Source organism: Pseudocitrobacter sp. CD920760, assembly GCF_057782505.1.
In genome coordinates, this window is sequence record NZ_CM173490.1 from 2742360 (window position 1) to 2769258 (window position 26899).

The 26899-nt window shown below is 58.6% G+C and carries 3 protein-coding genes and 1 pseudogene; all 4 read right to left on the minus strand.

The window, feature by feature from the left end:
* A pseudogene (locus AC1MKH_RS12915) lies at positions 1-21372 on the minus strand (Ig-like domain-containing protein).
* Positions 21373-21475: 103 nt separating this feature from the next.
* Positions 21476-22693, minus strand: a complete 1218-nt coding sequence (locus tag AC1MKH_RS12920; RefSeq protein WP_276223810.1) for a TolC family outer membrane protein — start codon at positions 22691-22693, stop codon at positions 21476-21478.
* A gap of 335 nt (positions 22694-23028) precedes the next feature.
* Positions 23029-25470 (minus strand): oxygen-sensing cyclic-di-GMP phosphodiesterase DosP, encoded by a 2442-nt coding sequence (gene dosP / locus AC1MKH_RS12925; protein ID WP_276223813.1) that lies wholly within the window; start codon positions 25468-25470, stop codon positions 23029-23031.
* On the minus strand, positions 25464-26846 hold the full coding sequence (locus tag AC1MKH_RS12930; RefSeq protein WP_276223815.1) for a diguanylate cyclase: 1383 nt from the start codon (positions 26844-26846) through the stop codon (positions 25464-25466). The genes dosP and AC1MKH_RS12930 overlap by 7 nt, the downstream gene beginning before the upstream one ends.
* Positions 26847-26899 lie beyond the last annotated feature (53 nt).

A 26899-nucleotide genomic window follows, 5' to 3' on the forward strand; every position in this document is an offset into this window, starting at 1 on the left:
CTACACCACCATCAACTGATGATTCGCCAGCAATGTGGCGAGGTCGGTATGCACGCCCGTCAGCGTGACCACGTTAGTTGCCGCAAAAGTGCCGCCCGTGCCGTCGCGGTCGATCTGCACGATGGTGTCGCTGCCGCTCTGGGTGACTTTGACAAAATCACCGATGTTTCCGGCCTGCGCATCCAGCGTCGCCACGCCGTTGACGTAGCTGGCTTTGCCATTACCGGTATAGCCGCTGCCCTGTAACAGCTCGCGGATATCAATGCGATCGGTGTCGGCGGTGCCTTCCCATGTGCCTACCGTAAAGCCATTCACCACGTCCGAGCCGTTGCCGCCAGTGGCGTCGCTGGCGTTGAGCAGTTTATAGAGCAAGGTGTCGTGACCGCCGTTGCCGATGTTGATGGTGTCGTTACCCCCGCGACCTTCCAGTTGGTTATCGCCGCTGCTGCCAGTCAGAGTGTCGTTAAAGTTGGAGCCGGAAATACCTTCGATATTGGTAAATGTCGAGGTGTTAAAGCCGGTCGCCTGGGCAGTAGTGGTGCTTAAGTTGGCGGTGATCCCCACAGTGGAGAGGCGGAAATCGACCACGTCCATCCCGCCGTTCGCCAGCCAGGTCCCGGTGCCGGAGCTGTACACCCAGCCGCCGGAACCGTCGTAGGTGTCGGTGCCAGCAGTAGCGAAGAAGGTGTCGTTATAGCCGGTACCAACGAACTTACCGTTGTTGCTCGCGGTGCCTGCTTCGGCGCTGAGATCGTAAGCGTGGGTAGCATCGGTGGCATGTAAACCGCCCCAGGTGCTATTCACCGTCTGGTCAATATTGCTGGCGGTGGTGCCGGTGGATTTGATCAGCACCGCGTTGTAGGTTTCTCCGGCATTCAGCCCGTAGAAATTGACCAGCGCCGAGGTGTCGTTGACGCCCATCCCCGACTGCGGGTTGATGATTTGCGTAGCAACCAGCACTCCCGCCGAGTTGTACAGTTTTACGGTATTACCGTAATAGACGTTAATGCCGTTGGGATCGGTGATGCGCAGGTGCAGAGAGGTACCGTAGCTCACCGTATTAGTGTTGCGGATCAGGAACACGCTGCCCGACTGTTTGGTCACCAGCACATCCACCGCGCCGTCCCAGTCGTAATCCATTGCCGCCACGCCGCTGGTGATGCCGCTCTGGCTGCCGCCGAGGGTAGATTGTGTCCAGTTACTGGCATTACTGACGTTAGTATAGAGGTACGACTGCCCGGTCTGAGCAATACGCGCGATATCCATTAACCCGTCATGATCCCAGTCCACTGCCACGCTGAACTGGCTGGCATAGGTTGTACCCGTTGCCCCCACCGCCACCGGATTCCCCAACACGCCGTTGGTATTGAATAACAGCGAGCCGTAGTTAGCTCTTCCCTGGCTGGCGGGCAGGAAGAGGTCCATATCGCCGTCACCATCGAAATCTGCCCAGGTCATGGACACAGACGTCGAGTTGCCGCCGCTGCCTGCAACGCTGAGGAAGGTATTGATGGTGTTTTGTCCCCAGACAAACGTGCCGTTGCCCTGGCTGATGAGCGATGAAAGGGTGTAGTAGTTATTCAGGTTGAAGGTGTGCTGAACCAGGTCGACCCTGCCGTCATTGTTGAGATCGACGCCGGAACCTTCGTTAAGGGAAAGATAGCCGTTTACTACCCCGCCGACCGTGGCGCTTCCTCCGTTGTTGGCGGTGGTGGAGTTGCCTACCAGAGTGCCTGCGTTATTCCACAAGAAGGTGTTGGAGTCCGGCCCGCCTGCGTCGCCAATCCAGAAATCGAGATAGCCGTCGCCCTCTTTATCAAACGCCACTACCGAGCCATACCACGTCAGGGTGCCGACGGCGACCAGAATTGCGCTGGAAAACGTGCCGTCGCCGTTATTGGTAAAGCCGTTGATATAGCCCGTGCCGTAGTCATCACGGGTGATAAACAGATCGCCCGTGCCGTTACGGTCGTAATCGGCGATGGAGCTGGTGGCGTAGCTGTTGCCGCTCTGGTACAGCGTCAGGGCAGTTTTCGACCAGGTCAGCGGGTCGGTCGATTGCATCACCTGCTGGTTTGCCAGCACCGTCCACATCCCGTGTGTGTCGAGGCCGTAGGTCAGCCCCCAGGCGGTGGTTTTATTGGCGGTGGTCCAGGTCGGTGTGTAATCAATCGCTGCGTTGACCGTCACCGTGCCGTTGCTGACGTTGGCGGTGTTGCCGTTGCCCGCCGAGCTTTTTACCTGCGCGGTGACGTTATAGGCGGTCGCGGACGCCGCCAGCACATCGGTATCCGGCAGTTGCACATACCAGGTGTTGTGCGCCGGATCGACTACCACCGCACCGCCCGGCTGCGAGGTGTAGGTTTTGCCATTGATGACCACTTCGACATACTGCCCGCTGGCGAGCGCGGCAGTGATCACCCCGCTGATAATCGGCGTGGTATCGCGCGTGGTCTGGCTGGTGATTTGCGCCAACGTGGTCGGAATAGAGGTATCGACCGTCAGAATAAAATCGCTGGAGGAGGTGATATTTCCTGCCAGATCCACTACCCGCGCGCTGTAGGTGTAGGCGCCGCTGACCAGACCGCTGTCGCTGTAGGTCCAGTTCAGTGCGCCGACCATCGTTACCGCGCCTAACAGCAGACCGTTACGGTAGAGGTAAACCACTTCACCGCTGGCAAGCGGGCCGGAGAGCACGCCGTTCAGCAGCGGCGTGGTGTCGTCGGTGGCCTGAGAACTGCTTAACGTCCCCTGCCGCTGCCCGACATCATCGGTATACGACACAATACCTGGCGTGGCGGTGGGGTTAATCGTATCGACCACCACCGTTTTCGACACCACCGGGCCGGTATTTCCCGCCAGATCCAGCACCCGCACCTGATAAACGTAGTTGCCATCGGTCAGCGTGCGGCTGTCGGTGTAAGTCCACTGCGTGCCGTTGGTAGTGAGCGTGGTCCAGGTCGCACCGCCATCAAGGCTAATCTGCGCCACTTCGCCGCTGGCAAGCCCCGCCCCCAGCGAACCGGTCAGCGTGAGCGTGGTATCGCTGGTGATAAAGTCGGTGGACGAACTCCCCGTGTCGGTGCTGATGCTGGCGATGGTTAACACCTGCGCCGGGTTAACCGTGTCGATCTGCGCCGACTGGCTGCCGGTTGCGCCGACGTTACCCGCCAGATCGACCACCCGCACCTGCCAGGTAGTGGTGCCGTTGGTGAGGGTTCGTCCGTCAACGTAACTCCAGTTCAGGCCGTCTGCTGCTAGCGTCACGTTCACCCAGGTTGCGCCGTTGTCGGTACTGATTTGTGCGAACTCATTAGCGCCGAGCGCCGCGCCCAACACGCCGCGCACGGTAAGCGTGGTGTCGCTGGTAATAAAATCAGTGCTGCTGGCTCCGGTGTCATCGCTGATACCGGTAATGGTGATGCTTTTCGCCGCTTCCGGGCTGGTAGTGTCGACCACCACATTTTACGTCGCGGTCTGCCCGACGTTCCCCGCCAGATCCACCACCCGCACCGTGTAGTTCCAGGTGCCGTCGGTAAGCGTGCGACCATCGGCATAGCTCCAGCTGGTGCCGATAACGGTTAAGGTGGTCCAGGTAACACCGCCGTCGAGGCTGATTTGCGCCCGTTCATCGGCGGCCAACGCCGCGCCGAGCGTGCCGCGCACGGTCAGCGTGGTGTCGCGAGTAACGAAATCGCTGCTGCTTAACCCGGTGTCATCGCTGATGCCCGCAATGGCGATGGTTTTGCTCGCCAGCGGCGCGGTGGTGTCCACGGTGACTATCTGGCTGGCGGTCGCGCCGATATTTCCGGCGGTGTCGATCACCCGCACCTGGTAGTTGTAGTTGCCATCGGTCAGCGTACGCCCGTCAAGGTACGTCCAGGTCAAACCGCTTACCGAAAGATTCTGCCAGGTGGTGCCGCCATCAATGCTGATTTGCGCGAACTCACCGGCAGAAAGCGCCGCACCCAGCGTGCCGCTCACCGCAAGCGTCGTGTCGCTGGTGACAAAATCGTTAGTAATCAATCCAGTATCAGTGGTGATCGCGCTGATGGCGATGGTTTTTACTGCTGGATCTGGCGCGATGGTGTCGATCACCACGTTCTGGCTGTCGGTCGCGCCGACGTTGCCCGCAGCGTCAATCACCCGCACCTGATAGAGATAGTTGCCATCGGTCAGCGTGCGGCTGTCGTTATAGCGCCAGGTCGTGCCGGTAACGGTAAGCGTGGTCCAGGTTGTGCCGCCGTCGATACTTATTTGCGCCGTCTCGTTACTGGCAAGCGCGGCGGTGAGCGAGCCGTTGACCACCACCGGACTGACGCTGGTGATAAAGTCGCTGGCGCTAAGGCCAGTGTCGGCTTGCAGGGAATCGATATTAATGCCCATCGCCGGGGCGCTGAGATCGACGGTAATGGTGTGATTGCTGCTACCGGTATTGCCGATAGCGTTGCTTACCGAGGCGTTAATCACGTAGGCGTTGCCGTCCGCCAGCGCGGTGACATCGGCGCTGCCGAGCGTGTAGCTCCAGTTACCGCCCGTCTGCACGGTGGTGGTGTAGGTTTTGCCGTTTAAGGTCAGGGTCAGCGTCTGCCCGGCTGGGGCGGTAGTGGTGCCGCTGATCACCAGCGACGAGGCATGTTCCGCCGCGTTCACCACATCGTCGCCCGCAAAGGTGTTGATGGTGACGGTTGGCACGTCGCCATTGAGGGTCACGCCACGGCTGGCGCTGCCGGGGTTTCCGGCCTGATCGCTGACCGTCGCGCTGATGGCGTAGCTGCCGTCGCTTAATCCGGCAAACTGCTGCGCCGGAATAAATACCGACCAGCTTCCGCCGCTGCCGACCGTGGCGGTCCAGCTCTGACCGTTAAAGGTGACGGTCACCGTCTGGCCCACTTCGGCGGTGGTGGTGCCGCTGATGGTCTGCCCGGCAAGCTGCTCGGCGTTGTTGATAATATCGTCACCCGCCACGGTGGCGATGGTCACCGTTGGCGCAACGGTATCGACGGTCAGGGCGTGCGTGGTTTGACCGGGGTTACCGGCGCGATCGTTCACGCTGGCGGTAATGGTCTGCGCGCCCTGACCGAGCGCTGCCAGATCCGCCGCAGGCACGTTCAGCGCCCAGGTGCCATTGGCGGCAACCGTAGCGGTGTAAGTTTTGCCGTCAAAGGTCACGGTGACCGTCTGCCCCACTTCCGCGCTGGTCGAGCCGTTAAGGGTTAACGGCTGCTGCTGTTCAGCGGCGTTGAGTCGGTCGTCCGTCGAAACGGTGTTAATGCTGATAACCGGCGCGGTGAGATCCACCGCCACGCTGCGCGAGGCCGTGGCGCTGTTTCCGGCGCTGTCCTGAGCGGAGGCGCTAACCGTGTAGCTGGTGCCATCCGCCAGTGCCGCAACATCCGCCGCTGGCACATTCACGCTCCAGCTCCCGTTGCTTTGAATGGTGGCGCTGTAGCCTTTGCCGTTAAGCAACACGGTCACCACTGTACCTGTCGCGAAATTAGTACCAGTGCCGCTCAGGGTCAGCGCACTGCCCGCTTCGGCGGCGTTAATAAGGTTATCGCCGCTGATAGTGCTGACCGAGAGCGACACTGCCGCCGTGTTCACCTGCACGTTGTGCGTCTGCGTGCTGCTGTTGCCTGCGCTATCGGTGATAGTGGCGCTGATGGTCACCGTGCCGTCTGCAAGGCCGGAAATCACGCTGGCAGGCACGCCAACGCTCCAGTTGCCGCTGGCATCGGTGCTGGTGACATACTGCTGCCCGGCGATGGTCACCACCAGGCGGTCGCCCGCGACCGCGCCCGTGGCGGTGCCGCTGATAATCTGCGCCTGAGTGTGTTCGACGTTGTTAATCACATCATCGCCCGCCACGGTGTTGAAACTGATCACCGGCGCAGTGGTATCGACGGTCACACCTTTGCTGGCGCTGCCAGGGTTACCCGCCAGATCGCTGACCGTGGCGGTCAGGGTGTAGCCGTTATTTGCCAGTGCGGTTAAGTCGCTGGCAGGCAGCGTTAAGCTCCAGCTACCGTCCGCCTGTACCGTGGTCTGGTAGGTAGTGCCGTTGAGCGTGACGGTGAGCGTCTGCCCCGCTTCCGCCGTGCTGGTGCCGGAAACCGTTACGCCCGCCGCCGCTTCGCTGGCATTGATGATGTTATCGCTGGCAATGGTGTTGATAGTCACCGTTGGCGCGGCGCTATCGACGCTGTATTCGTGCGTTGCCGTGGCGCTGTTGCCGTTGACGTTAGTCACCCGCACCTGGGCGCTGGCATCACCGTCACGCAACGTCGCCATATCCGCAGCCGGAACGGTGGTGCTCCAGCTACCGTTAGCCGCCACCGTGGTGGTGTAGGTTTTACCGCCAAAAGTAATGGTAACGGTTTGCCCCGCTTCGACGCCGGACGTGCTGCCGGAGAGCGTTAGCGCCGCGCCTTTTTCGGCGGCGTTAATCACATCATCGCTGGTGATGGTGTTAATACTGACGGCGACGGTAGTGAGATCAACGGTCAGCGGATGGGTAATGCTGGTTTGCGTTCCGGCACTGTTCGCGCCGCTAACGCTAATATTCAGCGTTCCCGCAGGCCAGTTGCTGACATCCGCCGCCGGAACGCCGACGCTCCAGGTGCCGTTTGCCAGCACCGTGGCGGCGTAAGTTTGGTTATTAATCACCACCGTCAATGCCGTCCCTGCGGCAAAACCGGAACTGCTGCCAGTAATCACCTGCGCCTGACCGTGTTCAATAATATTGACCACATCATCGCCCGCAACGGTATCCACCCGCAGACCTGGCAGACTGGCATCGATGGTGATATCGCGCGTGCCGCTGCCGGTGTTGCCAACGGCGTTGGTTACCGAGGCGTTAACGGTTAACTCACCGTTACCCAGCGCCTGCCAGTCGGCGGCAGGTACGCTCACATTCCAGCTTAAATCTGGCTGCACGGTGGCGGTGTAAGTTTTACCGCCCAGTTCAACGGTGACGGTACTGCCCGCCGCCGCCCCGGTTACCTGGCCGCTGATGGTTTGCGCACTGCCTGCTTCAGCGGCGTTGATAATATCGTCCGTCGCTACCGGATTAAGGGTGACGCCCGGCAGCGCGGTATTGACCTGCACGTTATGGCTGGCGGTGCTGCTGTTGCCCTGAGCATTGGTGACGCTCGCCGTGACGCTGTAGGTCGCTTCGCCCAGCGCACTGACCGCCGAGGCGGGCACGGTAACGCTCCAGTTGCCGGAAGCATCGGTGGTGGCACGGTAGTTTTGTCCGTTCAGCGTGACGGTGACCGCCGTACCCACAGGTTGATCGCTGGTGCCAGTCAGTTGTAGGTTCGATCCTTTTTCCGTCGCGTTGATCACATCATCGCCCGCGATGGTGTTGATGCTAATCACTGGCGCGCTGAGGCTGACGGTCACGGTGCGGCTGGCGTCATCGCTGTTACCCGCCCGATCGCTGACGCTGGCGGTGATCGTCTGTGCGCCGCTGCCCAGCGCCGTAACATCCGCTGCTGGAACGCCAACGCTCCAGTTGCCGGAGGCATCCAGGGTGGTGGTGTAGGTTTTGCCGTTGAGCACGACGCTCACCACATCGCCCGCTTCCCCCCCGGTACTGGTGCCGGAGATCACCAGCGCCTGTCCGTGTTCAGCGTCGTTGATGATGTCATCGCCCGCCACGCTGTTAATGGTAAGAACCGGCGCGGTGGTGTCTACCGCCAGATTATGGCTGGTGCTGCCGGGGTTACCCGCTTTGTCGTTGACCGTGGCGCTGACGGTGTAATTGCTTGCGGTCAGCACGCCCAGGGCTGAAGTAGGAACACTGACGCTCCAGCTACCGTCCGCCTGCACATTGCCGGTGTAAGTTGCACCGTTAAGGGTGACGGTCACCGTCTGCCCGGTTTCGGCTGTGCTGGTGCCGCTGAGGGTGAGCGGGCTTCCGGCCTCTGTGGCGTTAAGGATGTCATCGCTGGCGATGGTGTTTATGGTGAGCGTCGGTGCGCTGGCGTCAACGTTATACGCATGGGTCGCCGAGGCGCTGTTGCCGCTCGCGCTGCTGACGCTGGCCTGCACGTTCGCGGCGCCGTCTGGCAGCGTTGCCAGATCCGCCGCCGGAACATTCACGCTCCAGCTTCCGTTGGCGGCGACGCTTGCGGTGTAGGTTTTGCCGCCAAAGGTGACGGTAACGGTTTGCCCGCTTTCAATCCCGCTGGTGCTACCAGAAAGGGTCAGATTGGTGCCTTTCTCGGCGGCGTTAATTACGTCGTCGCTGGCAACGGTGTTGATGCTGATTGCCACCGCCGTTAAATCGACGGTGAACGGATGGCTGACGCTGACCGGATTTCCGGCGCTGCTCTGGCCTGTTACGTCAACGGCTAACGGCCCCGCTGGCCAGGCACTGACGTTTACTGCCGGAATACCGACGCTCCAGCTTCCGTCTGCCTGTACGGTGGCGGCATAGGCTGTGCCGTTGATAGTAATCGTCAACGGCACGCCTGCATTCAGGCCGCTACTGCCACCGGTGATCACCAGCGCCTGCCCGTGTTCGATGCTGTTGACGATATCATCGCCCGCGACGGTATCCACGCGCAGCCCCGGCAGGTTGGCGTCAATGGTGATATCCCGCGTGCCGCTACCCGTATTGCCATTCGCGTTGGTGACCGAGGCGGTAATGGTCAAATCGCCATTGCCCAGCGCCTGGAGATCGGCTGCCGGAACGCTGATACTCCAGCTTAAGTTGCCCTGTACCGTGGTGGTGTAAGTGTTGCCGCCCAGCGTCACGGTGACCGTATCGCCAGCGGCGGCGCGGGTCACTACCCCGCTGATGGTTTGATCGGCCCCCGCTTCAGCGGCGTTGATAATATCGTCACCCGCCACAGTATTGATGGTGACGCCCGGCAGGCCGCTGTCGACCAGCAAATTCGCCTGGTTGCTGGCGGTGTTACCCGCCGCACTGGTGGCACTGGCGCTGACGATATAGTTGGCCTGACCTAAAGCCGCCAGATCGCTGACCGGAACGGTTAAGGTCCAGTTGCCCGCCGCGTCGGTGGTGGCGCTGTAGTTATGACCGTTGAGCGTGACGGTAACCTGTGCGCCTGTCACCAGCCCCGTACTGCTACCGCTGATGGTCAACGGCTGGCCTTTTTCATCGGCGTTCAGGACGTTATCGCCGCTGATGGCGTTAAAGGTAATGGTTGGTAGCCCGGTGTTGACTGTCACCTGATGGGTGGCGCTGCCGCTGTTTCCGGCAGCATCGGTGACGCTGGCGTTAATGGTCACCGTGCCGTTCGCCAGTGCCGAGACGACGCTTGCCGGGACGCCGACGCTCCAGTTACCGCTGGCATCCAGCACGGTGGTGAAGGTGCTGCTGCCGATAGTCACCGTCACGGTGCTGCCGGTTGCCGCCCCCGTGGCGGAGCCGCTGATAATCTGCGCCTGGGCGTGTTCCGTCGCGTTGATCACATCATCGCCCGCCACCGTGTTGATGGTGACGACCGGAACGGAAGTATCCACCGTCAGGTTGTGGTTAACGGAGGCCGGGTTTCCGGCCTTGTCGCTCACCGCCGCGCTGACGGTGTAGTTGCTGGCGGTCAGGGCGCTTAAGTCGGCTGGCGGCACGCTGACGCTCCAGCTGCCGTCCGTCTGTACGGTGCCGGTATAGTTTGTGCCATTGAGGGTGACGGTCACCGTCTGCCCCGCTTCCGCCGTGCTGCTGCCAGTGATGGTCAGCGCAGCTCCGGCTTCGGCGGCGTTAAGAATATCGTCGCCCGCAATGGTGTTAATGGTCACCGTTGGCACGCTGGCATCGACGCTGTATGCGTGGGTAGTGGTGGCGCTGTTGCCGTTAACATTGCTGACGCTGGCCTGTGCGCTGGCATCACCATCACGCAGGGCCGCCATATCCGCCGCCGGAACTGTGGTGCTCCACGAACCATTCGCCGCGACGCTTGCAGTGTAGGTTTTGCCGCCAAAGGTCACGGTGACCGTTTGTCCGGCTTCGACACCAGAAGTGCTACCGGAGAGCGTTAACGCCGTGCCTTTTTCAGCAGCGTTAATCACATCATCGGCGGTAATGGCGTTGATGCTGACGGCAATCGCCGAGAGATCGACAGTCACCGGATGCGTAACGCTGACCGGATTTCCGGCTGTGGTGCTACCGCTCGCCGTAATCGTGACCGTCCCCGCAGGCCAGGCGCTGACATCCACCGCCGGAACGCCGACGCTCCAGGTGCCATCCGCCAGCACCGCCGCAACATAGGTTTGCCCGTTAATGGTCAGCGTGACGTTACTGCCCGTCGCCAGACCGGAACTGCTGCCGGTAATCACCAGCGCCTGCCCGTGCTCGATAATGTTGACCACATCATCGCCAGCGACAGTATCGACCCGCAGACCGGGCAGATTCGCGTCGATGGTAATTTCCCGCGTGCCATTTCCGGTATTGCCTACGCTGTTCGTCACCGAAGCCGAAATGGTCAGTTCGCCGTTGCCCAATGCCTGTAAAGCGGCTGCCGGAACATTAATACTCCAGCTTAAATTCGCCTGCACCGTGGCGGTGTAAGTCGCTCCGCCGAGCGTGACGGTTACCGTGTCGCCTGCCGCCGCGCCTGTGACCTGACCGCTGATGGTCTGGCCCGCGCCCGCTTCGGCAGCGTTAATAATATCGTCGCTCGCCACAACGTTAATGGTGACGCCAGGTAGCGCGGTATTGACCTGCACGTTATGGCTGGCGGAACCGCTGTTGCCATCAACATCGGTTGCGGCGGCGGTTACGGTATAAGTCGCTTCACCGAGCGTACCAACCGCAGACGCCGGAACGGTCACGCTCCAGTTACCGGAAGCATCGGCTGTGGTGGTGTAATTTTGCCCGTTGAGCGTAACGGTTACCTGCGTACCCGCAGGCTGGTTGCTGGTGCCGGAAATCGCCAGATCCGCACCTTTCTCCGTGGCGTTGATAATGTCATCGACGGCAATCGTGTTGATGCCGAGCACGGGTGCGCCGAGCGCCACGCTGACAGTGTGCGAGGCCGTGCCGCTGTTACCTGCGGAGTCGGTGACCGTGGCGGTAATGGTCACATCGCCCTGCGCCAGCGCGGAAATCACGCTGGCAGGCACGCCGATGCTCCAGTTGCCGTTGGCGTCCAGCACGGTGGTGTAGGTGGTCGTGCCAATCGTCACGGAAACCGTGTTACCGGTGGTCGCGCCCGTTGCCGAGCCGCTGATAATCTGCGCCTGAGCATGTTCCGTGGCGTTGATGATGTCATCGCCCGCTACCGTGTTGATGGTGACGACTGGGGCAACGAGATCTACCGTCAGATTATGCGTTGCCGAGGTCGGGTTGCCCGCTTTGTCGCTGACCGCCGCACTCACCGTATAGGGGCTGGCGGTGAGGTTGGCTAAATCGCCAGTTGGTACGCTGACGCTCCAGCTCCCGTCTGCTTGTACGTTGCCGCTGTAATCGACGCCGTTTAGCGTCACGGTCACCGTCTGTCCGGCTTCTGCCGTACTGGTGCCGCTGATGGTCAGCGCCGATCCCGCTTCCGCGGCATTAAGAATATCGTCGCTGGCAATGGTGTTGATGGTGATCGTTGGCGCGGTGGCATCAACGCTGTAAGCATGCGTTGCCTGGGCGTTGTTACCAGCTACGTTGCTGACGCTGGCTTGTACGTTTGCTGCGCCATCTGGCAAGGTTGCGAGATCCGCTGCCGGAACTGTCAAGCCCCAGCTACCGCCCGTTGCCACGGTGGTGGTGTAGCTTTTGCCGCCGAAAATAACGGTAATGGTCTGCCCCGCTTCCACGCCGGAGGTGGTGCCGGACAGCTGCAAATCAGAGCCTTTTTCGGCGGCGTTAATGACATCGTCTGTGGAAAGGGTGTTGATGGTGATCGCCACGGTAGCGAGATCGACCGTGACCGGATGGCTAATGCTGGTTGTGGTTCCGGCGGTGTTGGTGCCAGAGACGGCAATATTGACCGTCCCCGCAGGCCAGTTACCCACGTCCGCCGCCGAAACGCCGACGCTCCAGGTGCCATCGGCGAGTACCGTTGCGCCATAGGTAACGTTGTTGATGACTACCGTCAACGCCGCGCCCGCCGCCAGTCCGGTGCTGCTACCGGTGACCACCAGTGCCTGCCCATGCTCGATAATATTGACCACATCATCGCCTGCCACGGTATCGACGCGCAGACCTGGCAAATTGGCGTCTATCACGATATTGTGCGTTGTGGTGCCGGTATTACCCACGCCATTAGTCACCGAGGCGCTGATGGTCAGTTCACCGTTGCCCAGCGCCTGCAAATCTGCCGCCGGCACGCTGACGCTCCAGCTTAAATCTGGCTGCACGGTGGCGACGTATTGGTTGCCGCCGAGCGTGACAGTGACCGTATCTCCTGCTGCTGCCGTTCCCGTCACCTGACCGCTGATGGTCTGCGCCACAGCGATTTCAGCGGCGTTGATAATGTCATCGCCTGCCACGGTATTAATGATCACCCCAGGCAGGAGCGATTCGACATTCACCGTATGGGTGGTGCTGCCGCTGTTGCCCGCGCTGTCGGTGGCGCTGGCGCTAATCTGATACACCGCCTCACCCAGTGCGCCGACCGCCGAAGCAGGCACGGTAACGCTCCAGTTGCCGGAACTATCGGTAGTGGCGCTGTACGCCAGGCCGTTCAACATCACCGTGACCGTGGTGCCTGTCGCCAGACCGCTGGAGCCGCCGCTGATGATCAGATCCTGGGTTTTCTCGGTATTGTTAATGATGTCATCGCCGGAGACGGTGTTGATGGTCAGCGTCGGGCCGCTGAGATCAACGGTCACATCGTGAGTCGTGCTGTCGCTGTTGCCCGCGCGATCGCTCAGGCTGGCGGTGATGGTCTGGCTGCCGGTTGCCAGCGCCGTGACATCCGCCGCCGGAATGCCCACACTCCAGTTACCGGAGGCGTCCAGCGTGGTAGTGTAGTTTTTACCGTTGAGCGTGACGGTCACCACATCGCCCGCCGCCGCGCCCGTACTGGTGCCGCTGACCACCAGCGCCTGACCGTGTTCGATGGCGTTGATAATGTCATCGCCAGCGACGGTGTTAATGGTGAGATCCGGCGCGGTAACATCCACCGCCAGCGCATGGTCGGCGCTTGCCGGGTTACCTGCTTTGTCGCTTACCGTGGCGGTCACGGTATAGCTGCTGGCGGTTAATCCGCTTAAATCCGTTGCCGGAACGTTCACGCTCCAGGTGCCATCCGCCTGGACGGTGGTCTGGTACGTGTTGTTATTCAGCGTGACGGTCAGCGTCTGCCCGGCCTGCGCCGTGGTGGTGCCGCTGATGGTGATCCCCGCGCCCGCTTCGCTCACGTTAAGGATATCGTCGCTGGCGATGGTGTTGATGGTCACAAGCGGCGCGGTGGCATCGACGCTGTACGCGCGATCCGCCTGGGCGTTATTGCCGTTAATGTTGCTGACGCTCGCCTGTACGTTGCCCGCGCCGTCCGGTAGCGCAGCGAGATCGGCAGGCGGCACATTCACCGTCCAGCTGCCGTTGGCTTCCACGGTGGTGGTGTAATTTTTGCCACCAAAGGTGACGGTCACCGTTTGCCCGGCTTCCACACCGCTGGTGCTGCCGCTTACGACCAGCGTTTCGCCTTTTTCGACGGCGTTGATCACATCATCACCAGAGAGAGTGTTAATGGTGATGGCGACCGCCGCCAGATCGACGGTAACCGGATGAGTTATGGTGGAGGTTGTTCCGGCGCTGTTGGTGCCACTTACCGTAATATCCACCGTACCCGCAGGCCAGTTACTGACGTCTGCCGCAGGAACGCCGAGGCTCCACGTGCCGTCGGCTAACACCGTCGCGCCGTAAGTGACGTTATTGATAACGACCGTTAACGCGGTTCCTGCTGTCAATCCAGTGCTGCTCCCGGTAATCACCAGCGCCTGACTGTGCTCAATGCTGTTAATAACATCATCACCCGCTACGGTATCGACACGCAGGCCAGGCAGATTGGCGTCGATAGTGATGTCTCGCGAGCCGCTGCCCGTGTTGCCAACGCCATTGGTGACCGAGGCGTTAACCGTCAGAGAACCGTTGCCCAGCGCCTGAATATCCGCCGCCGGAACGCTGACACTCCAGCTTAAATTAGCCTGCACCGTGGCGGTGTAGGTGTTGCCACCCAGCGTAACGGTGACCGTATCTCCCTGCGCCGCGCCCGTCACCTGACCACTGATGGTTTGCGCATTGCCCGCTTCGGCAGCGTTGATAATGTCATCGGTCGCCACCGCGTTAATGGTGACGGCAGGCAAGGCGCTGTTGACCAGCACGTTATGGCTGGCGGAATTGCTGTTGCCTGCCGTGTCAGTGACGTTTGCTGTTACCGTGTAGTTGGCCTCACCCAGCGCGCTAACCGCTGAGGCTGGCACCGTGGAGCTCCAGTTGCCGGAAGCATCTGTAGTGGCGGTGTAATTTTGCCCGTTCAGCGTCACCGTAATGGTGGTGCCTGCGGGCTGATTACTGGTACCGGTAATTTGCAGATCCGCGCCTTTTTCCGTGGCGTTAATGACGTCATCGCTGGCGATAGTGTTGATGCCAATGGTTGGCGAGGTGAGATTCACAGTGATCGTGCGGCTGGCGTCATCGCTATTACCTGCTACATCGGTAATAGTGGCGGTGATGGTTTGCGGGCCGCTGCCCAGCGCAGTGACATCTGACAGCGGAACGCCGACGCTCCAGTTGCCGGAAGCGTCCAGCGTGGTGGTGTAGGTTTTACTGTTTAACGTGACGGTGATGACATCGCCCGCTTCGCCGCCAGTGCTGGAACCGGAGATCACCAGCGCCTGCCCGTGTTCGGCGGCGTTAATAATGTCATCGCCGGAGACGGTGTTGATGGTCAGCACTGGAACGCTGAGATCCACCGCCAGACCGTGAGTGGCGGTCGCCGGGTTACCCGCTTTATCGCTTACCGAGGCGCTGACCGTGTACGGGCTGGCGGTCAGATTGCTGAGATCCGCCGTCGGTACGCTGACGCTCCAGCTTCCGTCCGCCTGGACGGTGCCGCTGTAAGTCACGCCATTAAGCGTGACTGTTACCGTCTGCCCCGCTTCGGCGCTACTGCTGCCGCTGATGGTTAACGGATTGCCCGCCTCGGCGGCGTTAAGAATATCGTCGGTGGCGATGGTATTAATGGCAAGCGTCGGTGCTGTAGCATCGACGCTGTAGGCGTGGGTTGCCGAAGCCGTGTTGCCGTTAATAGTGCTGACGCTCGCCTGTACCGTGGCGTCGCCGTCGCGTAATGCGGCGAGATCGGCGGCAGGCACGCTGGTTGTCCAGCTACCATCGCCCGCTACGGTGGCGGTGTAGGTTTTACCGCCAAAGGTAACAGTGACCGTTTGCCCCGCTTCCACGCCAGAGGTGCTGCCGGAAAGGGTTAAATCGGCCCCTTTTTCAGCAGCGTTAATCACATCGTCGCCGGAAACGGTGTGAATGGAAATCGCCACCGCTGCCAGATCGACGGTGACTGGATGGGTGATAGTGACCGGGTTTCCGGCGCTACTGGCGCCTGAAACCGTGATATTCACCGTCCCCGCAGGCCAGTTGCCCACATCTGCCGCCGGAACGTCCACGCTCCAGCTTAAATTCCCCTGCACGGTAGCGGTGTAGGTTTTCCCGCCAAGCGTTACGGTAACCGTATCGCCCGCCGCCGCGCCCGTCACCTGCCCGCTGATAGTCTGCGCCACGTCCGATTCGGCGGCATTAATAATATCGTCACTCGCCACCGGATTAAGGGTGACACCCGGCAGCGCGGTATTGACCTGCACGTTATGGCTGGCGGAATTGCTGTTGCCCGCGCTGTCGGTAACGTTCGCCGTCACCGTGTAGCTGGCTTCGCCCAGCGCACTGACGGCGGAGGCTGGCACCGTGGTGCTCCAGTTGCCTGCGGCGTCCGTCGTGGCGGAGTAATTTTGTCCGTTAAGCGTCAGCGTAATTGTGGTGCCTGCGGGCTGATTGCTGGTGCCGGAAATTTGCAGATCCGCGCCTTTTTCGGTCGCGTTAATCACGTCATCGGTGGCGATGGTGTTGATGCCAATGGTCGGCGCGGTAAGGTTAACGGTAACCGTGTGCGTCTCGTTATCGCTATTACCCGCCGCATCAGTCACCGTGGCGGTAACAGTTTGCGGGCCGCTGCCCAGCGCCGTGACATCCGCCGCCGGAACGCCGACGCTCCAGTTGCCGGAGGCATCCAGGGTGGTGGTGTAAGTTTTATTATTTAGCGTGACGCTGACGACATCCCCCGCTTCTCCACCGGTGCTGGAACCGGAAATCACCAGCGCCTGCCCGTGTTCGGCGGCGTTAATAATATCGTCGCCCGCAATGGTGTTGATGGTGAGTACCGGAACGGTGAGATCCACCGCCAGATTGTGCGTGGTGCTCGCCGGGTTGCCCGCTTTATCATTGACCGTCGCGGTCAGGGTGTGGCTGCCATCCGTCAATGCCTCAAGATCTGCCGCGGGTATATTAATGCTCCAACTGCCGTCGGCCTGTACCGTTGCCTGATACGTCTGCACGGTCGGGCTGTTAAGCGTTATCGTAACAATCTGCCCCGCTTCGGCGGTGGTGCTGCCGCTCACCGTCACGCCCGCATCGGCTTCGCTGCCGTTGACGATATTGTCGCTGGCAACGGTATTGATAATGATGGTTGGCGCGCTGCTGTCGACGCTGTAGTTATGCACCGCCGAGGCGCTATTGCCGTTGATATTGCTGACGCTGGCCTGTGCGGAGGCGCTGCCCTCGGGTAATGACGCCAGATCGGCGGCGGGTACGGTGGCAGTCCAGCTACCATCGCTCGCTACGCTGGCAGTGTAATTTTTCCCGCCAAAGGTGACGGTGACGGTTTGACCGGGTTCTACGTTAGTGGTGGTGCCGGAAAGCGTTAAATTAGCGCCTTTTTCTGCGGCGTTAATCACATCGTCCGTGGCGATAGTGTTGATGGTGATAGCCGCCGGAGTGAGATCCACCGTTACCGGATGCGTAATACTCACCGGATTTTCGGCGCTACTTTCCCCTGAAACGGCAATATTAACCGTCCCCGCAGGCCAGGCGCTAACCTGCGCCGCCGTGACGCCCACGCTCCAGCTGCCATCGGCCTGCACCGCAGTGGTGTATTCCACATTATTAATTGTGACGGTAAGCGGCGTGCCTTCAGCCAGCCCCGAGCTGCTGCCGCTGACTACCAGCGCCTGCCCGTGCTCGATGATATTGACCACATCATCGCCCGCCACCGTATCGACCCGCAGGCCAGGCAGATTGGCGTCGATGATGATATCCCGCGTACCGCTGCCGGTGTTGCCGTTTTGATTGGTGACCGAGGCATTAACCGTTAAATCGCCATTGCCCAGCGCCTGAATATCTGCCGCCGGAACGCTCACGCTCCAGCTTAATCCCGGCTGGACGGTGGTGGTGTAAGTATTGCCGCCCAGCGTAATCGTTACCGTGTCGCCAACGGCGGCTCCGGTAACCTGCCCGCTGATGGTTTGCGCTGCGCCCGCTTCGGCGGCGTTAATAATATCGTCGGTTGCCACCGGGTTAATGGTCACACCGGGCAGCGCGCTGTCGACCAGCACGTTATGGCTGGCGATGGCGCTGTTGCCGATACCGCTGGTCACCGCCGCCGTTACCGTATAGTTGGCCTGGCCCAGGGCGGTGACCGCCGATGCCGGAACCGTGACGCTCCAGTTGCCGGAGGCGTCGGTCGTGGTGGTGTAATTTTGCCCGTTCAATGTCACGGTGATGGCGGTATTAACAGGCTGATCGCTGGTACCGGTAATTTGAACATCGGCCCCTTTTTCGCTGGCGTTTATCACATCATCGCCAGCAACGGTGTTAATACCAATTACTGGCGCGGCGGTATCGACCGTGACGGTCAGTGACTGGCTGCCCGTGTTTCCGGCGCGGTCAGTGACCGAAGCGCTGATGGGATAACTGCCGTCCGCCAGCCCACTGACCACCGAGGCCGGAACGCCCAGACTCCAGTTGCCGGAAGCATCCACCACGGTGGTGTAATTCACATTATTCAATGTCACGGTGACGATATCGCCAGCCTGTGCACCAGTAACCGTGCCGCTGATGATTTGCGCCTGGGTATGTTCCGGGGTGTTAATGACGTTATCGGTCGCCACCGGATTAATGGTTACCACCGGCGGCGTGGCATCGACCAGCGCCACGCGTGAAACGCTGATCGGGTTACCTGCGATATCGTTCACGCTGGCGGTGACCGTCGCATTGCCGTCAGCCAGTGCGTCAACATTGGCGGCGGGAACGGTCACGCTCCAGGTGCCATCTGACTGCACGAGCCCCTGATAGGTCTGCCCATTCAGCGTAACGGTCACCGTCTGCCCTGGCTGGGCGTCGGTGGTGCCAGTGATTTGCAGATCCTGACCACTTTCGGCGGCGTTGATGATGTTATCGGCGGTCAGCGAGTCAATGCTTAAGGCCGGGGCCTGGCTATCGACGGTAATGGTACGGGAAGTGTCGCCAGTGTTACCGCTGATATTGGTGACGGTCGCGGTGATTTCTGCCGCGCCGTCTGGCAGGCTGCTTACCGCACTGGCGGGAACGGTCAGGCTCCAGGAACCGTCATTCTGAACGGTGGTCGTCAGGGTTTGCCCGGCGAATTTCACTACCACGGTTTGCCCGGCCTCGACGCCCTGGGTGGTGCCCGTCAATGTCAGCGATGCGCCTTTTTCCGAGGCATTAATCATGTCATCACCGGAGACGATATTGATAGCAATTGCCACGTCCCCCGCATCAACAACGACGTTATGGTCGATAGCGACCGGGTTACCTGCCGAATCTGTCGCACTGGCCGTCACGATGACCGTGCCTGCGGTGAGCGCCTGTAAATCGGCTGCGGGTACGCCCACCTGCCAGTTGCCGTTGCTGTCGGTCACGCCTTGATACGTTTCGTTGCCGAGCGTCACCGTCACGGTGGTGCCCGTGGAGAGATGACTGCTGCTACCAGAAATGACCAGATCCTGTTGCTGTTCGAGGGCGTTAATAACGTCATCGCCGGAAATAGTATTGATACGCAGACCCGGCAGCGTGGCGCTGATAGTGATATCACGTTCACCGTTACCGGTGTTGCCGTGTCCGTTCGTCACAGAGGCATTTATCGTTAACGCGCCATCGCCCAGCGCCTGTAAATCTGCCGCCGGAACGTTCACGCTCCAGGTGAGATTGCTGCCCACCGTCGCCGTGTAAGTATTGCCGCCCAGCTCAATAGTTATCGTATTGCCCTGCGCGGCACCAACCACGCGCCCGCTCAGGGTTTGATTCGCCCCAGCTTCGGCGGCATTCACCACGTTATCGCCCGCGAAGGTGTTAATGATCACCTGTGGCAGCGTCGTATCGACAAGCAGTTGCCCTTGCCCGCTACCGCTGTTGCCGTTGGCATCGGTTCCGCTTGCCGTTACAGTGTAACTTCCGTTCACCAGATTAACGACATCGCTCACTGGCACCTGTAGCGACCAGGCGTGGCCGCTGGCTGTGGCGGTATAGGTATGATTATTCAGTACTACACTGACGGTGCTGCCATCGGGCAAACTGGTGGTGCCGCTTAACGTCAGCGGGCGCGATGCCTCCTGCGCATTCAGTACGTTATCCTGGCTGATAGGACCGACTGTGACTTCAGGCGCCGTGCCGCTCAGGGTGATCACGCGCGATGCGCTGCCTGTATTGCCAGCGGAATCGGTAACAGACACGGTGATGGTGTGTGCGCCCGTGCCCAGCGCGTGGCTAACCGTTGCCGTCATGCCGACGCTCCAGCTGCCATCAGCCGCGACCGTCCCCAAAAGCACCTGATTACCGACCCTGACGGTCACCACATCTCCGGCCGATGCGCCGTTCGCCCGCCCGGAAATGATCTGCGCGACGTTCTGTTCTGCACCGTTGAGAATGTCATCCCCGGCCACGGTATTAATGGTTATCAGCGGCGCCTGACTATCAACGCTCAGGCTGCTCTGCGCCTGCGCCGGGTTTCCCGCTTTGTCGGTCACACTGGCGGTCACGGTGAACTGGCCGTCCCCGAGCGCCTGCACTTCGCTCGCCGAAATCGAAAGCTGCCAGCTGCCGGTGTTGCTGACCACCGCCGTATGCGAGACGCCATTGAGCGTAACCGTGACCGTTTGACCGGGCTGCGCCGTTGTCACGCCGCTTATGGTCAGTGACGCGCGATGTTCCAGCGCGTTGATAACATTGTCCTGGGCGAGAGTATCGATGGAGAGCGTTGGCGGCTGCGTATCGACCGTGAATGTTTGGCTGGCAGAGATACGGTTCCCGGCCGCATCAATGCCTGAAACAGTGACGTTTTGATTACCCTCCGCCAGAGCCTGCGCATCCGCCACGGGGATCGCGACGCGCCACGCGCCGCCGCTGCCCACTTCCGTGGTGTAGGTTTTGCCATTGAGCGTCAGCGTTAGCGTGCTACCCGCGGCAAGATGCTGCGTTGCGCCGGAGAGCGTAAATCCTGCCGCCTGTTCCTGATCATTGAGTACGTTATCGCCGGCCGTCGTGGCGATAGAAATAGCAGCAGGCGCGGTGTCGATAGTCAGGGTGATACTGCCAGCCTGCGCCGTCTGATCGCCGTCAATTTGCGAGACGGACCATGTATGCTCGCCCGCAGACTGCGTGGGTAAGGTAACGGACCAGCGGCCATCCGCGCCCACCGTGGTACTGGCAACGGTGACGCCATTACTGTCACGTATCGCAATGCTTGCCCCGGCCTGCCCGGTGCCGCTGAACGTGGGGGTGGTATCGTCAGTGGTATCCCCGGTTGCCAGCAAGCCATGTTTGTCGCCAGTGTTATCGAGCGTGATAAACGAAGGTGTGGCGCTTTGCGGTTCACCCGGCGGCGTAACCACTTCCGTTTTGCTGTCACCATCGCTGCCGCCATTGGCGAGCAGCGCGCCGACCGCGCCACCTGCAAGCGTCCCACCGACAATCCAGCCCCACGGTAGCTCGCCCGCCGTACTGACCGCGTGCTCAATAAAGGGCGAAATTGAGGTAATAATGTCATTTTGCGGCGTTAACGTAGCAGGCGCTAAACCTGCGGCTTCGCTATTTCCGGCGAACGATACATGTGTTAACGTCTGCCCGTCATCAAAGACCAGTTCTGAATATTCTTTTGTTGCAGGATCGACGGCAAAATAGCCGTTGCAGCGAATAACCGTACCGTTTTTCATGTAAATCAGCAGATCGTTTCCCTGGCGAACATAATGGTCCACACCGCTGACCGGGGAATGAATCTGCAACACTGAAGGTTGATATACCACCAAAGAGGCATTATTGGACGCAATAATGCTTTGTTTAACCGCGCCTTTACGGGAAATAATATCAATGACAGTGTTCATGATGGTATCCAGACATTCTGGCGTTAGCTTTTCGGAGCCAGCGCACATGACATTACAAGCGAAAAACACACTTTTTTCGCTCCAGGAGTGCAACAACTGCCCATTACTTCAGATCGGGCAGATCGTTTTGTAACGCTTCCTTTATGCCTGCAAGCGGAATCAAGTTATTGACGGCCGCCGCATAATTCACAGCGGCGACCCAGCCATCATAGTTGGCATTGATTTCTGCTGATTGCGCCTGGAAAACATCCTGCTCCACGCTTAATAAATCATTCAGACTGCGGTTACCTAATTGATACTCTTTTTTATAGACTTCCCGAGATTGCTGTGCGCTTTGCGACTGTGCATTTCCGGCTTCCTCTCGCCCGCGCGCACCGTTCCAGTTAGCGTACGCCACGGAGGCACGTTGCAGGATATCGAGCTTGGTCTGCTCAACCTGAGAAGCCGCAATGCGTTTTTGCCCCTCTGCCTGTGCGACCTGCGCCGATACGGATCCGCCCTGATATAACGGGGCGTCCACATTTAACTGTAGTTGATCGTTCCAGTAAGAGCGGTCGCTGGTCTCATAGCGCGTTTTGGCGCCCTGGATACTGACCGTCGGCCAGTATTGTGACTTTGTTTTTTCTACCCCATAGGACGCAGACTGACTCAGGTTCTCAGCGCTCAGTACGGCAGGAATCGTTTTGTAATCAATATGACTGAGTTCGACTGGCTGGCTGGCGAGCTCTGCGGGTGGCGGCGCTAGCGCTGCCGGTTGTACGCCAGTTAATACCGACAACTGAGCAAGCGCGCTGTGCAGTTGCGCAAGATATTGTTCGCGGGCGGAACGAATGCTGGCAATGCGCGTGCTGGCCTGAAGTTCATCAGACGAGGAGTTCAGCCCGGCATTGGCACGCAGTTGCGCCATCTTTCTGACGCTTTCAAGAGAGAGGATATTTTGATCGGCCGCCTCGATGAGCGCCTGATAACGATTAACCTCCATATACGTGGCCGCGGTTTTTTCCGCCACGTCGGTCATCGTTTCCATCAGTTTAAAACGTTCACTGTCACGCGCCGCCGTTTGCAGCTTTATATCATTGTTTGTTTTACCAAAATCATAAACCAGCTGAGTGATAGTAATGCCGTATGAAACGGCGTTATCAAGATGGCCACTGGAATCGTATTGCCGCGAGGGGCCCGCGTTACCGCTAAGACCGATCTTAGGATGCCAGGCGCTTTGCGCTTCATCAATTTGCGCCTGACCAATGCCGGTTTTTTCTGCCTGCTGGGCTATCTCAGGGCTTTGTCCGAAGGCGTGGAGAATACACTCCTTCAGCGTCATTCTCTCTCTCTTCTGCACCACGGGCGCCTTTGCCCAGCCGGGTAAAGGCGCGGAGTACGCCGGGGCCAGAATATTAGCCGTTGCGAGTAAAAAGCACGATATTATTCTTGCAAAGTGCAGTGAAGAGCTCAATTCACCTACTCCTTTAAAGAATTATTCCAGGAAGTTATATTAAGTTCGTGTTTTTATACAATGCCAATAAGTTAATCCACACTAAAATAACGGCTAAATTCTTGCGCGAAAATGACTTAGTACCTGAAATAGAGTTTTAGTATAGTAAACATTGAAAAGACAAGGTTCTAAGTTGTTTTATTTTTTAACAAAATCGTTCCCTATCACAAATTAGTGATAATGCGTTGATAATCTGACTGATACCAACTCGGAATATCCTCAGGTTTTAACGGTCTGGAAAAATAGTAACCCTGTACCACCGGGCAGCCAATAGCGCGTAATAATTGCAGTTGCTCCTGTGTTTCGACACCTTCCGCGACCACCACCATATTAAAACTCTGCCCAATACGAGTAATGACTTCCAACAACGATCGGCTGCGGGTATCGGTTAAACAACCATCGACAAAGCTTTTATCTATTTTTATTTCCGTCACCGGAAGTGTAACCAAACGTGAAAGACCAGAGAACCCGGTGCCAAAATCATCTATTGATAAACCCACCCCGGCGTCTCGCAGCATTTTAATGCGCTGTAGCAACGCTTCATCAGGATCCATCATCATGCTTTCGGTGATTTCCAGGGTGAGTTGATGACCCGGAATGGTAAATTCCGTCATCGCGTCGGCGACCTGGGTAAAAAGCTGGCTACTGTGAAAGTGTAGCGCCGATAAATTAACGGAAAGCGCTGGTACACTGAGCGCCAACGCGCGCCACTGCGCCAATTGACGACAGGCCTCGCGTATCACCCAGCGGCCAATATTTTCGATTTCGCCAACCTCCTCCGCCAGAGGGATAAAACGTGAAGGCGGAACCTCGCCATGCTCAGGATCGTGCCAGCGTGCCAGTGCTTCAAAGCCATACAACTCACCGGTAGCGACATTGATTTGGGGCTGATAAACCAGCGTCAGGTGTTGGTCGCTCACCGCACGCTTCAGCGCGGCCCCCAGCAGTATGCGTTCTGTCACCGCCCGGTTTAGCTCGGGGCTGAAAAATTGCCAGCCATTGCCACCCGAGCGACGAATGTGATCCATTGCGCTGCTGGCAGTAGAGAGTAGCCAGTCGAGGTTTCGCCCCGCCTCGTAGCTAATACCAATACTCAACGTCGGCGAAAAAGTTTGCTGCTCAAGGGTGAATGGTTCGTGAACGCTGTTTTCCAGATCTTCAGAAACGCGCGACAAATTGCTGACATCATTTTCATCGTCAATGAGAACGAACTGCGGCCCTTCCGTTTTACACAAATACTGACCGGGACGTAATGTATCGCGCAGACGATTTGCCACCGTCAGTAACACCTGGTCCGCCGTTGCATAACCATGGGCATCAATGACATCCTGGAAGTGATCTACCGTCATCAGGAAAACTACCGGCGCAGCCGTATCATCACCGGACAGGCGCTGGTCGAGATAATCCTGTAACTGACTGCGGTTTGGCAGCCCCGTGAGCGGATCGAACTGAACCAACTGTGCTATCTGACGGCGACTGTGTTCCTGTTCTATCGCCACGGCGGCAAGATGTTGGCTGATATCGGCGACACGATCGATAAAGGCGCGGCTTTCCCGACCCGCCACGGTGCGGATAGACAATGTGCCAGCTTTACTTCTATCACGACGGCGAATAGATACGATCCGTTGAATCGCGCTCTGCCCACCAAAGGTATCCGGCGTGGCCGCCCAAATGCCCTCTTCTTCCAGCGTCAATTCCACATGTGAACCCGGAAAAACCGCCTCAATGCTGCGACATAAAATATCACCCATATCCTGAAACGGCGGATTGCGCGAGATGGCCGTCAATAATGTACGTTCCAGCTCACGTATCTTGCGATCTTCGGTGACATCCACAAAGGTCATCACCAAATTCTGCAACTCACCATTTTCATTAAAGACCGGGTTAATCGTCGCCTTAAACCAGACGGATGTACCAGAACATGCCAGCAGCATGAATTCGTCCTGGTCACGGTGGCTTTTTGCCAACAATCGCTGAATACGCTCACGATGCTCCGGTAATGCATCGGGGAGCCGCAGGACATTATCCGGCCGCAGCCCAACCATATCGTCAATTTTCATGCCAGACATTTCGGTAAAAGCCTGATTCCCTTGTACAATTCTCCGCTGATTATCCAGTACGATCACCGGTTTGGTGATATGGTCAACCGCCAGGAGCAGCAACCGTGTTTGTTCTTTCTGCGCCATTTCCCGGGTAGCATCGCGCACCAGCGCGAGGTAGCAGATTTTGCCAGAAATATCGACGCGCGAGAGTGCAAAACGAGTCCAGATTTTACTGCCATCCTTACGCTCCAGCTGCAGCTCCCGACTCATCCCCACCACTTTTGATTGCGCCCCTTCGCGATGGTGCTGGATGTAATCCGGATGGGCTGCACGAAGCGCATGAGGGATCAATAAAGAAACATTTTGCCCCAATACTTCTTCACGGCGGTATCCCCACAGCTGCTCCGCTGCACGATTGAAAAACATGATGGTATCGTCGGCGTCAATGAGAACCGAGCCCATCATATTTTGTTCAAGCGCTGAAAAAAGAATATCACCCCGGTGGGAATCAAGGGTTTCAGCGATGTTCCACCAGGGCAGATACTGCCGAAAGTGGCTTAGCATGATGCTTTCCACAGCTCAACACAGTTGCGGCCTCTGCGTTTCGCGCCATATAGCGCCTCGTCGGCAAGCTGAATAAGGCGTTCATAATCAGGGTGCCCGCTAAACATCGCCGCGCCAATGGAAAGCGAAAGTGAGATAGTTTCCCCATTGGGTGCAGAGACTTTGATTTTTTCAACGCGTGAACGCACCCGCTCGGCAATCCGCAGCGTGTCCGCCTCGTTGGCTTCCGTAAGAATAATCAGGAATTCATCGCCACCATAGCGGAACACAAAATCGCTGGTACGAACGTGTTCGTAAAAGGCACCAGCGACTTTACGCAGGATTTCGTCGCCCGTGTTATGCCCCCAGGTATCATTGATTTGCTTGAACTTATCAACATCGATCAACAGAACCGACATCGGCGTTCCGGCACGGCCCGCATGGGCAATTTCGCGTTTAAAAATGGTCGGTAAGAAACGTCTGTTCAGCAAGCGTGTCAACACATCCATTCCCACTTCATGGCGCGACACCTCTTCAAAGAGTTCGCGTAACAGGGTGGCGATTTGTGAAAGCGTATTGCGGGTTTGCAGGATAAAGTTAACGCGTTGCTGCCGCGTGTTCATCCCCTGTGGTGAGTGGCGGACAGCGCGGAATGCATCATCAAACTCGATAATCAGCCGTGATATATGGCCCGCTTCTGCAATGCCGCTGAAATAGTGGCGACCTTTATGATTGAACCAAAGTCCAAAATCAGACTGCCCCAACGGCAGACTGTTGCCGGGCCCTGAATCAAGCATCACTTTGTAAATAAGGTCCATTTCCCAACTGAGCAAAGAGGCGATCTGCCGTTCCTTTTCCTCTTCCGCGTTTTCCATCAGCGAAAAGATGCGATAGTTTTCATCCTCTTTCGCCGCACTGTTTTCACTGAAAATAAAGGCGCGAGACATGACCTCCATAGCAAGATCGATACTGTTTATCGCAAAGTGGTAGATACCTAATTTCAGGTCGGCCGAGTGCTGGCTGGCGCCAATAACCGGAAACAATAATTTCTTCAGGACTCTAAATCCCATCTCGACTAAATCGACAGGAATACCAATGCGGGCGTGCACGTCCGCTACGCGTTGCTGGACCTGAATCTGCTGTTCGACTCCTTCGACCTGGCAGGAAAGCACATCGATAATCCACTGCTGTAACGCAGTTTTTAGCTGCCTTTCAACTTGATCATTCGTCAGAAAATCCGCGGCCTGAGAGTCAGAAAGGACAACGCTATAGAATTCCTGACTCAGTACTTTCGCATGTTCTCCGGCAATCTCGGCGGCGAGGAGACGCACCTGCGGGTCGGTATCACCGATGAGTTGCGCCCACTCATCCTTCATTTTTTGCAGATATGTTTCCATGATTTATCGACCTTTTAGTAAAACGGAGCGGTAACCCGACTGTCAGCCCTTAT